Here is a 15257-nt window from a genome sequence, read left to right on the forward strand (position 1 = left end):
TCCTGCGGCATCATGGGCAAATTTTGCATGGCAGCCCAAAGGAAGCCCCATGAATCTGCCTCCCCGTCAGCAGCAAATCCTCGAACTGGTCCGCGAACGCGGCTATGTCAGCATTGAGGAAATGGCTCAGCTGTTCGTCGTTACACCGCAAACCATCCGCCGCGATATCAATCAACTGGCAGAAGTCAATCTGTTGCGTCGCTACCACGGCGGCGCAGCCTATGATTCCAGTGTCGAAAACACCGCCTACGCCATGCGCGCCGATCAGATGCGTGATGAAAAGCAACGTATTGGCGAAGCCATTGCCGCGCAGATTCCCGATCACGCCTCGCTGTTCATCAACATCGGCACCACCACCGAATCCATCGCTCGAGCGCTGCTCAACCACAACCACCTGAAGATCATCACTAACAACCTGCACGTCGCTTCGATGCTCAGCGCCAAAGACGATTTCGACGTGCTGCTGACAGGCGGCAACGTACGGCGTGACGGCGGTCTGGTCGGGCAGGCCAGCGTCGATTTCATCAACCAGTTCAAGGTCGACTTTGCCCTGGTCGGCATCAGCGGTATCGATGAAGACGGCAGCCTGCTGGATTTCGATTATCAGGAAGTACGGGTATCCCAGGCGATCATCGCCAACGCCCGTCAAGTAATCCTCGCGGCGGACTCCAGCAAATTCGGACGCAACGCCATGATTCGCCTGGGCCCGATCAGCCTGATCGATTGCCTGGTCACTGATCAGCAGCCTTCGCCGGCCCTGACGCAGTTGTTGAGCCAGCACAAGATTCGGTTGGAAGTGGTTTAACCCCCCCCGACTCTCGTTCCCACGCTCTGCGTGGGAATGCCGCCTGGGACGCTCCGCGTCCCACCTCAAGCGCTGACGCAGAGCGTCTATTGATGCATTCCCACGCAGAGCGTGGGAACGATCTGTGCGCAAATGTTCGAAAATTTTCCTTTAACTGCCCTTCGATCAGTATTTTCAATCGAAGGTGGCTGGTTGCGCGCGTCTTTATGGGCTAATATTTTCGTAAATGAACATTGATGTTCGAATTACAATATAGAAATTCAAAAGCCCGAGGCCAGCCGATGCCCACTTCTACCTTGCCTACGCCCCCTCTCGCCGAGGTTTACGATATCGCCGTCATCGGTGGTGGGATCAATGGCGTGGGGATCGCAGCGGATGCCGCCGGTCGCGGTCTTTCGGTATTCCTTTGCGAAAAGGATGATCTGGCCAGCCACACCTCGTCTGCCAGCAGCAAGCTGATCCACGGCGGCCTGCGCTACCTCGAACATTACGAATTCCGCCTGGTGCGCGAAGCCCTCGCCGAACGCGAAGTGCTGCTGGCGAAGGCGCCGCACATCGTCAAACAAATGCGCTTCGTGTTGCCACACCGTCCGCACTTGCGGCCCGCCTGGATGATCCGCGCCGGCCTGTTCCTTTATGATCACCTCGGCAAACGGGAAAAACTCAAAGGCTCGAAAAGCCTGAAGTTCGGTCCGGACAGCGTACTGAAAAGCGAAATCACCCAAGGCTTCGAATATTCCGATTGCTGGGTTGATGACGCACGCCTGGTCGTACTGAACGCCATGGCCGCCCGCGAGAAAAGCGCTCATGTCCACACCCAAACCCGTTGCGTCGGTGCTCGTCGCACCAAAGGCCTGTGGCATCTGCACCTGGAACGCGCCGATGGCAGCCTGTTTTCGATCCGCACCAAAGCGCTGGTGAATGCAGCCGGCCCGTGGGTCGCCAAGTTCATCCGCGACGACCTGAAGATGGAATCGCCCTATGGCATTCGACTGATACAAGGCAGCCATTTGATCGTGCCGAAACTGTATGAAGGCGAACACGCGCACATTCTGCAGAATGAAGATCAACGCATCGTCTTCACCATTCCGTACCTGAACCACTTCACCCTGATCGGCACCACCGACCGCGAGTACACCGGCGACCCGGCGAAAGTTGCAATCACCGAAGGCGAAACCAATTACCTACTCAAAGTGGTCAACGCCCACTTCAAGAAGCAACTCAGCCGCGACGATATCCTGCACAGCTATTCCGGTGTTCGTCCGCTGTGCAACGACGAATCCGACAACCCGTCGGCCGTCACCCGCGACTACACCCTGGCGTTGTCGGGCAGTGCCGAAGAAGCGCCGCTGCTGTCAGTGTTCGGCGGCAAACTGACGACTTACCGCAAACTGGCCGAATCGGCGCTGGCGCAACTGGCCCCCTACTTCACGCACATCCAGCCAAGCTGGACCGCCAGCGCTACCCTGCCTGGCGGCGAAGACATGACCACCCCGCAAGCCTTGAGCTCGCGGATTCGCGACCAATTCGACTGGCTGCCCACCGAGATCGCCCGTCGCTGGGCCACCAGTTACGGCAGCCGCACCTGGCGCATGCTCGAACGCGTGGAAAAACTCAGTGACCTGGGCGAACACCTCGGCGGCGGCCTCTACACCCGCGAAGTCGATTACCTGTGCAGCGAAGAATGGGCGACCACTGCCGAGGACATCCTATGGCGCCGCACCAAGCTTGGGTTGTTCACGACGTCGGCAGAACAGCAAAAACTTAAGGAATACTTGAACAAGGTCGAACAGAACCGCCGCAAGATCGAAGCGGCCTGATCGGCAATCCGGTTAAAACGAAGCCCCTGAATCTCACGATTCAGGGGCTTTTTTCCTCCCGTAGGAGCGAGGGTGATTCATTCGGTTTTCCGAACGCGACTTGCCGGTCGATTCGGTTAACCGGATTGTCCAGTGCAAAAAAATCACGCCATGAATATTTAATATCCTTATAAATCAATAACTTGATCTGTATCGCCTGGCCTGGCACGACTCATGCTCTACACTCTTGAACGAATACCTGTTGCGCCAACACGTCAGGGTCATCAGGCATTCGCAGCACCGAAGGGCCGATGAACTGGCTCCATAAAAAAAACAATGTCGAGGAAAATTTGATGCGCATCGTTCCCCATCTCCTGGGCGCAGCCATTGCTGCCGCTCTGATTAGCACTCCAGTTTTCGCAGCCGAACTCACCGGCACACTGAAGAAGATCAAAGAGTCCGGCACCATCACCCTCGGGCATCGTGACGCTTCCATTCCGTTTTCCTACATCGCGGACGCTTCCGGCAAACCGGTTGGCTACTCCCACGATATCCAGCTGAAAATCGTTGAAGCCATCAAGAAAGACCTGGACATGCCCAACCTCCAGGTCAAATACAACCTGGTAACCTCGCAAACCCGTATCCCGCTGGTGCAGAACGGCACCGTGGACGTCGAATGCGGCTCCACCACCAACAACGTCGAACGTCAGCAGCAAGTTGACTTCTCCGTCGGCATCTTCGAAATCGGCACCAAGCTGCTGGCCAAGAAAGATTCCCCTTACAAAGACTTCGCCGACCTTAAAGGCAAGAACGTCGTGACCACCGCCGGCACCACGTCCGAGCGCATCCTCAAGTCGATGAACGCCGATAAGCAAATGGGCATGAACGTGATCTCCGCCAAAGACCATGGCGAGTCCTTCCAGATGCTGGAAACCGGCCGTGCCGTGGCTTTCATGATGGACGACGCCTTGCTGGCCGGTGAAATGGCCAAGGCCAAGAAGCCGACTGACTGGGCCGTAACCGGGACTGCGCAGTCCAATGAAATTTACGGTTGCATGGTTCGCAAAGGCGACGCACCGTTCAAGAAAGCTGTCGACGACGCCATCATCGCGACCTACAAGTCCGGCGAGATCAACAAGATCTACGAAAAATGGTTCATGCAGCCAATTCCGCCAAAAGGCCTGAACCTGATGTTCCCGATGAGCGAAGAGCTCAAGGCCCTGATCGCCAATCCGACCGACAAAGCGGCTGACGAAAAGAAATCCTGATTTCTGACTAACCTTATCCCCTGAGAGGGCCTGCGCCCTTTCAGGGATTTGTCACTCCCTGCTGGCATTTCTGGAAACACTCGAACCGGTGGCTATCGAGCCGCTCGTGTGTGCCTGAACTTCAAGGTTCGGGCGGGAACGGAGCTTCCCCAGGCGGGCATTTGCACATCGAACGAATCCGAGGGGAGACCCTAATGAATTACAACTGGGACTGGGGCGTGTTCTTCAAGTCCACCGGCGTGGGCAGCGAGATTTATTTCGACTGGTACCTCTCCGGTTTGGGCTGGACCATTGCCATCGCCGTCGCCGCCTGGATCATCGCGCTGCTGCTGGGCTCGATTCTGGGCGTCATGCGTACGGTGCCGAATCGCATCGTATCGGGCATCGCGACCTGCTACGTCGAACTCTTCCGTAACGTGCCGCTGCTGGTTCAGCTGTTCATCTGGTACTTCCTGGTGCCCGACCTGCTGCCTGCGGACATCCAGGAGTGGTACAAGCAGGATCTCAACCCGACCACCTCGGCCTTCCTCAGCGTCGTCGTGTGCCTGGGTCTGTTCACCACCGCTCGGGTTTGCGAACAAGTTCGCACCGGTATTCAGGCGCTGCCTCGCGGTCAGGAATCCGCTGCCCGCGCCATGGGTTTCAAGCTGCCGCAGATCTACTGGAACGTGCTGCTGCCCCAAGCTTACCGCATCATCATTCCGCCGCTTACCTCGGAATTCCTGAACGTGTTCAAGAACTCCTCCGTAGCGTCGCTGATCGGCCTGATGGAGTTGCTCGCGCAAACCAAACAGACCGCCGAGTTCTCCGCCAACCTGTTCGAAGCCTTCACCTTGGCAACGCTGATCTACTTCACGCTGAACATGGGCCTGATGTTGCTGATGCGCGGTGTCGAGAAGAAAGTTGCCGTACCAGGCCTGATCTCCGTAGGGGGTAAATGATGGAATTCGACTTCTCGGGCATCATCCCTTCCCTGCCGGGCTTGTGGAACGGCATGGTCATGACCCTGCAACTGATGGCGCTGGGCGTGATCGGCGGGATCATCCTCGGTACCATCCTGGCGCTGTGCCGTCTGTCCCACAGCAAACTGCTGTCGAACCTGGCCGGCGCGTACGTTAACTACTTCCGCTCGATCCCGCTGCTGCTGGTCATCACCTGGTTCTACCTGGCGGTGCCGTTCGTACTGCGCTGGATCACCGGCGAAGACACCCCGATCGGCGCGTTCGCCTCGTGCATCGTGGCCTTCATGATGTTCGAAGCGGCGTACTTCTGCGAAATCGTCCGGGCCGGCGTGCAGTCGATTCCCAAGGGCCAGATGGCGGCTGCCCAGGCCATGGGCATGACTTACGGCCAGATGATGCGTTTGATCATCCTGCCGCAAGCGTTCCGCAAGATGACCCCGCTGCTGCTGCAACAGAGCATTATCCTGTTTCAGGACACCTCGCTGGTTTACGCGGTGGGTCTGGTGGACTTCCTCAATGCCTCGCGCGCCAGTGGCGACATCATCGGCCGCTCCAATGAGTTTTTGATCTTCGCCGGTTTCACATACTTCATCATCAGCTTTGCCGCCTCGCAGCTGGTCAAGCGTCTGCAAAAAAGGTTTGCCGTATGATCTCTATCAAGAATGTCAACAAGTGGTATGGCGACTTCCAGGTACTGACTGACTGCAGCACCGAGGTCAAAAAAGGCGAAGTGATCGTGGTGTGCGGGCCATCCGGTTCCGGCAAATCCACCCTGATCAAATGCGTCAACGCGCTGGAACCGTTCCAGAAAGGCGACGTGATCGTCGATGGCACGTCCATCGCCGACCCGAAAACCAACCTGCCGAAACTGCGTTCGCGCGTCGGCATGGTGTTCCAGCATTTCGAACTGTTCCCGCACCTGAGCATCATGGATAACCTGACCATCGCGCAAATCAAGGTGCTGGGCCGCAGCAAGGAAGAAGCCAGCAAAAAAGCCCTGCAACTGCTTGAGCGCGTAGGCCTCTCCGCCCACGCCAAAAAGCACCCGGGCCAGCTTTCTGGTGGTCAGCAACAGCGTGTGGCGATTGCCCGTGCGCTGGCGATGGACCCGATCGTCATGCTGTTCGACGAACCGACCTCGGCACTGGACCCGGAAATGGTCAACGAAGTACTCGACGTGATGGTGCAACTGGCCCACGAAGGCATGACCATGATGTGCGTAACCCACGAAATGGGCTTCGCCCGTAAAGTGGCGGACCGGGTGATTTTCATGGACCAGGGCAAGATCATCGAAGACTGCAAGAAAGAAGAGTTCTTCGGCGACATCAACGCCCGTGCCGAGCGTACGCAGCACTTCCTCGCGAAAATTTTGCAGCACTAAGCAATACACCGCTCCCCAATGTGGGAGCGGGCTTGTGTGGCGAGGGGGCTTGCCCCCGTTCGGCTGCGAAGCAGTCGTAAACCCGTTGCATGCGGTTTGACTTCTAAATGCCGGGGCCGCTTCGCGACCCAACGGGGGCAAGCCCCCTCGCCACAGGCCGCTCCCACAGGGGGCCCGTGGGTATATGGATATTTGTGTTGTGGTTGACCCAAGGCATCTGTGATGAAATGCGACTCCACCCTCTATCGCGCCACGCCGCCATCACTCGCCGTGAAACCCCGTTTGATTCGCCATCTGTTCCTGCCGCCGCTGGTCATCGCATTGATGGTCGGATTGGGTTACATCGGCTTCTGGGTCAGTGAACACTACGGAATTCGCGGCCTCAGCGAGAACGGCCAGCGTCAGCTGGAACTGCACGCCCGCGCCGTCGAGAGCGAAATCAGCAAATACACCTACCTGCCCAGCCTGCTGGAACTCGAATCCAGTGTTTCAAAGCTGTTGAGCGACACATCGCCGGAACACCGGCAGACGGTCAACGAATACCTCGAAGGCCTGAACCGGCGCAGCCGCAGTCGGGCTATCTATGTGATGGATACCACCGGTCGGGTGGTGGCGACCAGTAACTGGCGGGATGTCGACAGTTACCTCGGTGAAGACCTGTCCTTCCGCGCTTATTTCCAGAATGCCGTGCGCGGTCAGCCGGGGCGTTTCTACGGCATCGGCAGCACCAGTGGCGAACCCGGCTATTACCTGGCTCATGGCTTGGAAGAGCACGGCAAGATCATCGGCGTCGCCGTGGTCAAGGTCCGCCTCGAAGCCATGGAAGAACGCTGGCAGCGTGCGCGCCTGGAAGCCTTCGTCAGCGACGAGAATGGCATCATCATCCTCTCCAGCGATCCGGCGCGGCGGCTTAAATCGGTTGTGCCATTGAGCGAAGAAACCAAGGAAAAACTGGCTCGTAGTCTGCAGTACTACTGGTTTCCACTGAACGAACTGCAACCGCTGGCACGTGAACGACTGGCTGAAGGCGAGGAAAAACTGACCTTCCCCGCCAACAGCGAATTGATGTCCGATGAAGAGAACATCAGCTACCTCTCGCAAACCCGTCCTCTAAGCGATACACCCTGGAATTTCACCCTGCTCACGCCTTTGCAAGACTTGCGGCGTGAAGCGATCAATCAGGGGATTCTGGTGGCGGTGGCGTTTGCCCTGGTGGCGTTTCTGCTGATTGCCTGGAACGAACGGCGCAAGGTCATTGCCACCCGCCTCGCGGCGCGGGAAGCCTTGCAGGAAGCCAACAATCAACTGGAGCGTCGGATTACCGAACGCACCACCGATCTGCGCGCCAGCAACGAACAGCTCAAGGGCCAGATCCGCGAACGGCGGCAGGCCGAAGAGACATTGCGCCGCGCCCAGGATGAACTGGTCCAGGCCGGTAAACTGGCCGCCATCGGCCAGATGTCCACCAGCATCGCCCATGAATTGAACCAGCCGCTGGCCGCCTTGCGGACCTTGTCCGGTAATACCGTGCGCTTTCTGGAACGCGGTCAGCTGGACGTGGCCAGCACCAACCTCAAGACCATCAATGAACTGATCGACCGCATGGGCCGGATCACCGCCAGCCTGCGTTCCTTTGCCCGGCGTGGCGATGACAAGGGCCAGGCCAGCTTTGGTAAAGCCGTGGATGCCGCCCTGCAATTGCTCGGTAGCCGGATGGAAAGCGCACATCTGCACTTACATCGCGACCTCGAAGACGTGCAGGTGCAGATCGACCAGACCCGGCTGGAGCAGATTCTGGTCAACCTGATCGGCAATGCGCTCGACGCCATGCAGTCGCAGCCCCAACCGGCGTTGTGGCTCGAAGGCGAGGAGTTCGACGGTAAATATCGCCTGCGGGTGCGCGACAACGGCCACGGCATCGATGCCGAAGCGCGCAAGCATCTGTTCGAGCCGTTCTTCACCACCAAACCCGGCGAACAAGGCCTGGGCCTCGGCCTGACTTTATCGGCGAGCCTGGCCGCCGCCACCGGCGGGCATCTGGGTGTCGAGCACCCGGCCAGCGGTGGCACCACCTTCGTCCTCAGTTTACCGTTGGTAAGCCCCACTCCCGCCGAGCCAATATGAACAACGACCTAAGTGTACTGATTGTCGAAGACGACCCCCATGTATTGCTCGGTTGCCAACAGGCGCTGACCCTGGAAGACATTCCCTGCGTGGGCGTCGGCAGCGCCGAAGAAGCGCTGGAGCGGGTCGGCGATAACTTCGCCGGCATCGTCATCAGCGACATCCGCCTGCCGGGCATCGATGGCCTGGAACTGCTGACCCGGCTCAAGGCCCGCGATCGCAGCCTGCCAGTGGTGCTGATTACCGGCCACGGCGACATCTCCATGGCCGTCGGTGCGATGCAGAAAGGCGCCTACGATTTCATGGAAAAACCCTTCTCCCCAGAACGTCTGGTGGACGTCGCCCGCCGCGCGCTAGAGCAACGTAGCCTGGCACGGGAGGTTTCTTCGTTGCGCCGGCAACTGGCCGAGCGCGATTCCCTCGAAGGCCGGATCATCGGACGCTCGCCGGCCATGCAGAACCTGCGGGAACTGATCGCTAACGTTGCCGACACCTCGGCCAACGTGCTGATCGAAGGGGAGACCGGCACCGGCAAGGAATTGGTCGCGCGCTGCCTGCACGATTTCAGCCGTCGGCACACCAAACAGTTCGTCGCGCTGAACTGCGGTGGCCTGCCGGAGAACCTGTTCGAAAGTGAAATATTCGGCCATGAGGCCAACGCCTTCACCGGTGCCGGCAAGCGGCGGATCGGCAAGATCGAACACGCCGATGGCGGCACGCTGTTCCTCGATGAAGTGGAAAGCATGCCGCTGCCGTTGCAGATCAAACTGCTGCGAGTGTTGCAGGAACGCACCCTCGAACGCCTCGGCTCGAACCAGAGCGTGGCGGTGGATTGCCGGGTGATCGCCGCGACCAAATCCGATCTGGATCAATCGAGCAAGGCTGGCGAATTTCGCAGCGACCTGTATTACCGCCTGAACGTGGTGACCCTGGAATTGCCACCGCTACGCGAACGCCGCGAAGACATCCTGCAATTGTTCGAGCACTATTTGCAGCAGTCATCCCTGCGCTTCGACCGCGCAGTGCCGGAACTGGACAATCAGACTCTGTCGACCCTGATGAGCCACGACTGGCCGGGTAACGTGCGCGAACTGCGCAACGTCGCCGAGCGTTTCGCACTGGGCCTGCCGGCCTTCAAAAAATCCGGCACCAATGGCAGCAATCAGGGCCTGGCCTTCGCCGAAGCGGTGGAAGCCTTTGAGCGCAACTTGCTCAGCGACGCCTTGCAGCGCAGCGGCGGCAACCTGACCCAAGCCAGCCTGGAACTGGGGATGGCCAAGACCACGCTGTTCGACAAAGTGAAGAAATACGGGCTGAGCCACTGATGGATCTGATGTTCAAAGCCACTCTGGGCGCGGCGGTGGCTTGGTTGATGGCGACGGTGCTTGTGACTGTCTGGGTTCGCCTCCAGACCTGACCACCAACCGTCGCGAGTACTGTGATGAGTAACAGCATTTTGGGAAGCGTCTGACATCAATTCGTGTAAACCCTTGTTAGCGTGGCATTGAACCCGGCTTCAGGACGTTCAGTTGTGACTGACCATGGAAGGTCTTTTGCACCGGTGCATCAACGTCCCGAAGCCTATTCCACGCATAGGACAAGGAGTCATGGATGTTCGACGCCAACCCACACGCCCGTTTCAGCCTGACTGTCGACGATTTAATGCACGACCTTCAGGTGCTTTCATTCAGCGGCAAGGAATTCATCAGCCAGCCTTACGCCTTTGATCTCGAACTGGTCAGCGAACGACGGGACCTCACCGCGAAAATCCTGCTGCACAAACGCGCCTTTTTGGCCTTCAACGACAGCGGCGCTGGCATTCACGGGCAGGTGTACGATTTTGCCCGAGGCAGCCCAGGTAAACGCCTGACCCGCTACCGCATGACCTTGGTTCCTCAGCTGGCCTATCTGGCGCATCGCACCAACCAGCGGATTTTTCAAAACCTGTCGGTCCCGCAGATCATCCAGCGGCTACTCGCGGAACACGGGATCCTCGAAGACACCTGCCTGTTCCAGCTCGGCTCGACTTACCCTCCACGTGACTTTTGCGTTCAATACCATGAGTCCGATCTGGGTTTCATACAGCGACTGTGCGAGGAAGAGGGTCTGCATTACCACTTTCGCCATCGCCGCGATCAGCATGTGCTGGTGTTCGGTGACGACCAGACCGTGTTTCCCCTGCTCGACGGTGCGACGCCTTTCAAGCAGGACAGCGGCATGGTCGCGCAAAAGCCGGTAGTCAATTTCTTTGATGTGTGGGAGCAAACCCGCCCCAACCGAAGCGCTCGCCGCGCCTACGACTTTGAGAAAGCCCGTATTCAGCTCGAGTCCAGCTATCGCCCCACCCTCGACACTGCCCAGCCGGATCTGGAGATTTACGATTACCCGGGCCACTTTACCCAGCGTGAGCGGGGTAAGCGCCTGAGTCTGCGTGAGCTGGAACGCCATCGTGCCGATTGCGAGGAAGCGCAGGGGAAAAGCGATCAGGCCTCACTGGCCGCCGGGCACTTTTTGCAACTGTCCGAGCATCCCATTGATGAATGGAACCAGCTGTGGTTGCTGACTGAGGTTCAGCACGAAGGCCGGATGCCGCAAGTCCTCGAAGAGAGTGCGGTGAGTAACGCCGCCGATATCGAACAGGGTTTTCAAGGCTATCGCAACCAATTCGTCGCCACGCCCTGGGAGGTGTTCTACCGCCCGCCACAGATCCACGACAAACCGAGAATGTCCGGCAATCAAACGGCCGTGGTCACCGGCCCCGAGAATGAAGAGATCCACTGCGACCAATATGGTCGGGTGAAGGTGCAGTTTTTCTGGGATCGCGAAGGCCGTTACGACGACAAAAGCAGTTTTTGGGTGCGGGTGGCCACCGGTTGGGCCGGCAATGCGTATGGCAGTAGCACACTCCCGCGAGTGGGCATGGAAGTACTGGTCAGCTTTCTCGAAGGCGACCCGGATCAACCAGTGATCAGCGGATGTTTTGTGAACAGCAAGAATTCAACGCCTTATGAATTGCCCAAGCACAAGACCCGCAGCGTGTTTCGCTCCCGCAGTTCGCCCGACAGCACGGGTTTCAATGAACTGCACCTGGAAGACCGTACCGGCCAGGAGTTGATTTACCTGCGTGCCCAGCGAGATATGGAGCAGAAGGTTGAAAACGACAGCCGCCTGGAAGTGGGCAACGAACGTCGGGAAACCGTTAACGGCGACAGCTTCACCGTACTGAAAGCCAAAGAACATCGAACCATTACCGGGGACCGGCAAGTCCAGCTCCAGGCCAGTGACTACCTGCACGTCGCCGGCAACAGCCACACCCTGGTCGATGGGATGCTGGTGACCAAAGCGGGCCGGGAAATTGTCCTCGAGGCTGATTACCTGGTTCTGAAAGCGCGCCTGGGTGTCAGTATCAGCACCGGCAGCGAACACTTTGTGATGGGCCCCGGTGGAATTTTCAGCAGCAGCCAAATCCAGATTGGCGGTACGCCCGTGCCGGCCCCGGACGCATCGCTAGCGATGCCGGGATCCATTGATGCCTTGTCTGCGCCCCCCGAATTGCCCCCGATCATCGCGCCTTCCCAGAATGAGCTAATGGCGGTCAGTCACGCGCTGGAGGCGGATTTCTGCCCCCTCTGCGAAGCCTGCCGGGCTGGCCTCTGCCCGACTGAAGGAGCTGCCGCATGATGGATACACTCCCCCGCCAGTGGATGACCGAACAGCGGCGCTTTGGCCATGAAGTATGTCTGGTGCTGGGCTCGGAGAATGAGCGCGAAACGCGCCAGTTATTGCTGAACTCCAGCCAATTTGAACAGTACTTGGGCGTCTACAGCGGCACCCACATCACTGACCTGGCTGACGCCGGTCCGTTCATTTTCACCTTGGACCAACCCGGCGACCGCCGTATTGACGAATTGCTCGAGCACCCGCAGCGAAACTGGGGCTGGCTGGTCAGCCTGCCAAAAGGCGAACTGCGCAAACTGGTGAGTCACTGGCAGGAGCGCCTGATCATCGGCACGCGTCCCCATCGGGCGCTGTATCGCTTTCACGACAATCGAGTATTGGCCCGCGCGCTTGAACAGTTGCCCGTCGACGCCTACCCGGCCTACCTCGGGCCGTCGATCAGTGTGTGCTACTGGAACGGTACAGGCTGGAAAACCGCCTTCAGCCCTGCCCCCGGCACCTATCCAGTGCCTGATGAACCACTCTGGTTACGCTCACCGATCCCCCATCCGCAGGCCAAGGAGATTCGCCGGCTCAATGCCCACCGTTTTTTGTTGGCAGAGCATCTGAAAGCCTACGTCAGACTCGCCGAACTGCATGACCCAGACACCTGGTTACGCGACCGACTGGCCTTGGCGCAGGCATGGGGCTGGCTGGAGCCGGAGCAATTGGCGTTTCTGCTGACCCAGAGTTTGCAGGCGCCCGCGTACACGCTGGCGCCGCACTGGCAGGCGCGTCCTGATGAAACGCCCATTGAGCATTTCGAGCGGGTGCATCAGGTAACGGAGTTTTTGCAAGGAGAAGCCCCGCTATGAAACGCGCATTACGAACCGCTAGCTTGGGTTGTTGTCTCGCGTTAACCGCAGGCTGCGCCACCAGCCAGCCGAACACATTCACCTTCACCGCCGATTTACCGCCCGACTTCACCTACCAGGCCATTGCCGTGTATGTGCCCGCCAAAGGCGAAACCTGCACCGTGCCCGGCGGGCGAAATACTGAAGTCGGGTACAACATGAAATGGCGTGAAAACTACCAGCCAAACGCTGAGATTGCCCTGCGCCGAACGGTCAGTGGGTGCCCGTTGGTCATTAGCCGTATCAAGCTGGATATCAATGCGACCTACGGCAAAACCCGGAGAGATTTTGGCGGGGATTCTGCAGGGGTCGTCATTCGCGATGAATTGGACCAACAGTACAAACGTGCCTTCAACGAGGCAGGTGAAAGTACCTTCTTCGGTGAATGCCAATGGCTGTTTCGCACTTCAGGCAAACCACGCATCCTCAGAAAAATCCTTGATTGCAAAAAAACCGATGCGCAGGGCGAACCGGGGCGGGGTCGTCCGTTTTCGGCATACACCCTCGATCAACTGCCGGGTAAAACCGTGAGGATGCGCATCAAGTTGGCGGATGAGGAAAGGCCTGGTTGGGGAGACACGTGGGTCAAAGTGCCGAATGGCTGGAAGCGTTGCATGGGCAAGGGCTTTGAAGATCAGGATGCGTATTGCTTTGGCAACTACAAAGACTTCAGCGGTTTTCTAATGCCCGACGGACGGCAATGCACCATTTACCCAGGCTGCACTGAATAAGGACATCTCCCCCATGACAACGTCATATCCACTGGTGAAGTCGCTGTTTAAAAGCCCCGTTTTAGGCTGTTGTCTCGCGTTAACCGCAGGCTGTGCCACCAGCCAGCCGAACACATTCACCTTCACCGCCGATTTACCGCCCGACTTCGCCTACCAGGCCATTGCCGTGTATGTGCCCGCCAAAGGCGAAACCTGCACCGTGCCCGGCGGGAGAAATACAGAAGTCGGGTACAACATGAAATGGCGTGAAAACTACCAGCCAACCGCTGAAATCGCCCTGCGCCGAACGGTCAGTGGGTGCCCGTTGGTCATTAGCCGCATCGAGCTGAAAATCTATGGGACTTACGGTAAAGCCCGGGGAGATTTTGGCGCGGATATCGCCAGCGTGTTCATTCGCGACGAGGTGGAAAATCAGTACAAAAGTGTCGTTAACGACGCCGGCGAAAGCACCTTCGATGGTGAATGCCAACGGCTATTCCGCACCGTCGGGCCACAACGACGCATCGTAAAACTCCTCAACTGCAAAACAATCAACGCACAGGGCGAGCGCGGACGTGGCCAGCCCTTCGCTGCGTACACCCCGGACCAACTGCCGGGGAAAACCGTGAGGATGCGCATCAAGTTGGCGGATGAGGAAAGGCCTGGTTGGGGAGACACGTGGGTCAAAGTGCCGAATGGCTGGAAGCGTTGCATGGGCAAGGGCTTTGAAGATCAGGATGCGTATTGCTTTGGCAACTACAAGGACTTCAGTGGTTTTCAGATGCCCGATGGAAAGCAATGCACCATTTACCCAGGCTGCACTGAATAAGGACATCTCCCCCATGAAAACGTCGTATCCACTGGTGAAGTCGCTGTTTAAAAGCCCCGTTTTAGGCTGTTGTCTCGTATTAACCGCAGGCTGTGCCACCAGCCAGCCGAACACATTCACCTTCACCGCCGATTTACCGCCCGACTTCACCTACCAGGCCATTGCCGTGTATGTGCCCGCCAAAGGCGAAACCTGCACCGTGCCCGGCGGGCGCAATACCGCAGTCGGATACAACATGAAATGGCGTGGAAACTACCAGCCAAACGCTGAGATCGCCCTGCGCCGAACGGTCAGTGGGTGCCCACTGGTCATTAGCCGTATCGAGCTGGAAATCTATGGGACTTACGGTAAAGCCCGGGGAGACTTTGGTGCGGATATCGCCAGCGTGTTCATTCGTGAAGAGGTGGAAGATCAGTACAAAAGCGTCGTCAACGAAGCCGGCGAAAGCACCTTCTATGGTGAATGCCAACAGCTATTTCGCACCTCAGGTAAGCCTCGCATCCTCAGAAAACTCCTCAATTGCAAAACAATCAACGCACAGGGCGAGCGCGGACGTGGCCAGCCCTTCGCGGCGTACACCCCGGACCAATTGCCGGGAAAAACCGTGAAGATGCACATCAAGCTCGCCGATGAGGAACGGCCTGGCTGGGGAGACACCTGGGTCAAAGTGCCGAACGGCTGGAAGCGCTGCATGGGCAAAAGCTTTGAGGACCAAGATGCTTACTGCAATGGCAATTACACAGAGTTCAGCACTTTCACAATGGTGGATGGGCGTGTTTGCACCATTTATCCCGGCTGTACCGAATAA

At 58.2% G+C, this 15257-nt stretch carries 13 protein-coding genes; all 13 read left to right on the forward strand.

Annotated elements, in window-relative coordinates; all coding sequences use genetic code 11:
• Positions 1–49: 49 nt before the first annotated feature.
• The 13 genes from LOY56_RS20770 to LOY56_RS20830 all read left to right on the forward strand — a co-directional run bounded on the left by LOY56_RS20770 (position 50) and on the right by LOY56_RS20830 (position 15257).
• The gene (locus tag LOY56_RS20770) at positions 50–805 is read left to right on the forward strand and encodes a DeoR/GlpR family transcriptional regulator (RefSeq protein ID WP_258616917.1); all 756 of its coding nucleotides are present in this window, start codon (positions 50–52) and stop codon (positions 803–805) included.
• A gap of 281 nt (positions 806–1086) precedes the next feature.
• On the forward strand, positions 1087–2625 hold the full coding sequence (gene glpD, locus LOY56_RS20775) for a glycerol-3-phosphate dehydrogenase (RefSeq protein WP_258616918.1): 1539 nt from the start codon (positions 1087–1089) through the stop codon (positions 2623–2625).
• Positions 2626–2957: 332 nt separating this feature from the next.
• Positions 2958–3872, forward strand: a complete 915-nt coding sequence (locus LOY56_RS20780; RefSeq protein ID WP_123500663.1) for a glutamate/aspartate ABC transporter substrate-binding protein — start codon at positions 2958–2960, stop codon at positions 3870–3872.
• Between the two features lie 194 nt (positions 3873–4066).
• Complete coding sequence (locus LOY56_RS20785) at positions 4067–4813, forward strand: amino acid ABC transporter permease (protein WP_030128211.1); 747 nt, start codon at positions 4067–4069, stop codon at positions 4811–4813.
• Positions 4813–5484, forward strand: coding sequence for an amino acid ABC transporter permease (locus LOY56_RS20790; RefSeq protein WP_258622810.1), 672 nt, complete (start codon positions 4813–4815; stop codon positions 5482–5484). Before LOY56_RS20785 ends, LOY56_RS20790 begins: the two co-directional genes overlap by 1 nt.
• Positions 5481–6215 carry an amino acid ABC transporter ATP-binding protein gene (locus LOY56_RS20795; RefSeq protein ID WP_038981857.1) on the forward strand — a complete coding sequence of 245 codons (735 nt, stop codon included), beginning with the start codon at positions 5481–5483 and terminating at the stop codon, positions 6213–6215. The genes LOY56_RS20790 and LOY56_RS20795 overlap by 4 nt, the downstream gene beginning before the upstream one ends.
• A gap of 222 nt (positions 6216–6437) precedes the next feature.
• Positions 6438–8339: a sensor histidine kinase gene (locus LOY56_RS20800; protein ID WP_258616923.1), complete on the forward strand. Its 1902-nt coding sequence runs from the start codon at positions 6438–6440 to the stop codon at positions 8337–8339.
• Positions 8336–9664, forward strand: coding sequence for a sigma-54 dependent transcriptional regulator (locus tag LOY56_RS20805; RefSeq protein WP_258616924.1), 1329 nt, complete (start codon positions 8336–8338; stop codon positions 9662–9664). The genes LOY56_RS20800 and LOY56_RS20805 overlap by 4 nt, the downstream gene beginning before the upstream one ends.
• A 286-nt stretch (positions 9665–9950) precedes the next feature.
• Positions 9951–12020 carry a type VI secretion system tip protein VgrG gene (locus LOY56_RS20810; RefSeq protein WP_258616925.1) on the forward strand — a complete coding sequence of 690 codons (2070 nt, stop codon included), beginning with the start codon at positions 9951–9953 and terminating at the stop codon, positions 12018–12020.
• Positions 12017–12871, forward strand: coding sequence for a DUF4123 domain-containing protein (locus LOY56_RS20815; RefSeq protein WP_258616926.1), 855 nt, complete (start codon positions 12017–12019; stop codon positions 12869–12871). The genes LOY56_RS20810 and LOY56_RS20815 overlap by 4 nt, the downstream gene beginning before the upstream one ends.
• Positions 12868–13641: a hypothetical protein gene (locus tag LOY56_RS20820; RefSeq protein WP_258616927.1), complete on the forward strand. Its 774-nt coding sequence runs from the start codon at positions 12868–12870 to the stop codon at positions 13639–13641. The genes LOY56_RS20815 and LOY56_RS20820 overlap by 4 nt, the downstream gene beginning before the upstream one ends.
• A 34-nt stretch (positions 13642–13675) precedes the next feature.
• Positions 13676–14449, forward strand: coding sequence for a hypothetical protein (locus LOY56_RS20825; protein WP_258616928.1), 774 nt, complete (start codon positions 13676–13678; stop codon positions 14447–14449).
• 34 nt (positions 14450–14483) lie between these two features.
• Positions 14484–15257 (forward strand): hypothetical protein, encoded by a 774-nt coding sequence (locus LOY56_RS20830; protein WP_408980394.1) that lies wholly within the window; start codon positions 14484–14486, stop codon positions 15255–15257.

The sequence above is a fragment of the Pseudomonas sp. B21-048 genome, assembly GCF_024748615.1.
In the GTDB taxonomy this organism is placed as follows: domain Bacteria; phylum Pseudomonadota; class Gammaproteobacteria; order Pseudomonadales; family Pseudomonadaceae; genus Aquipseudomonas.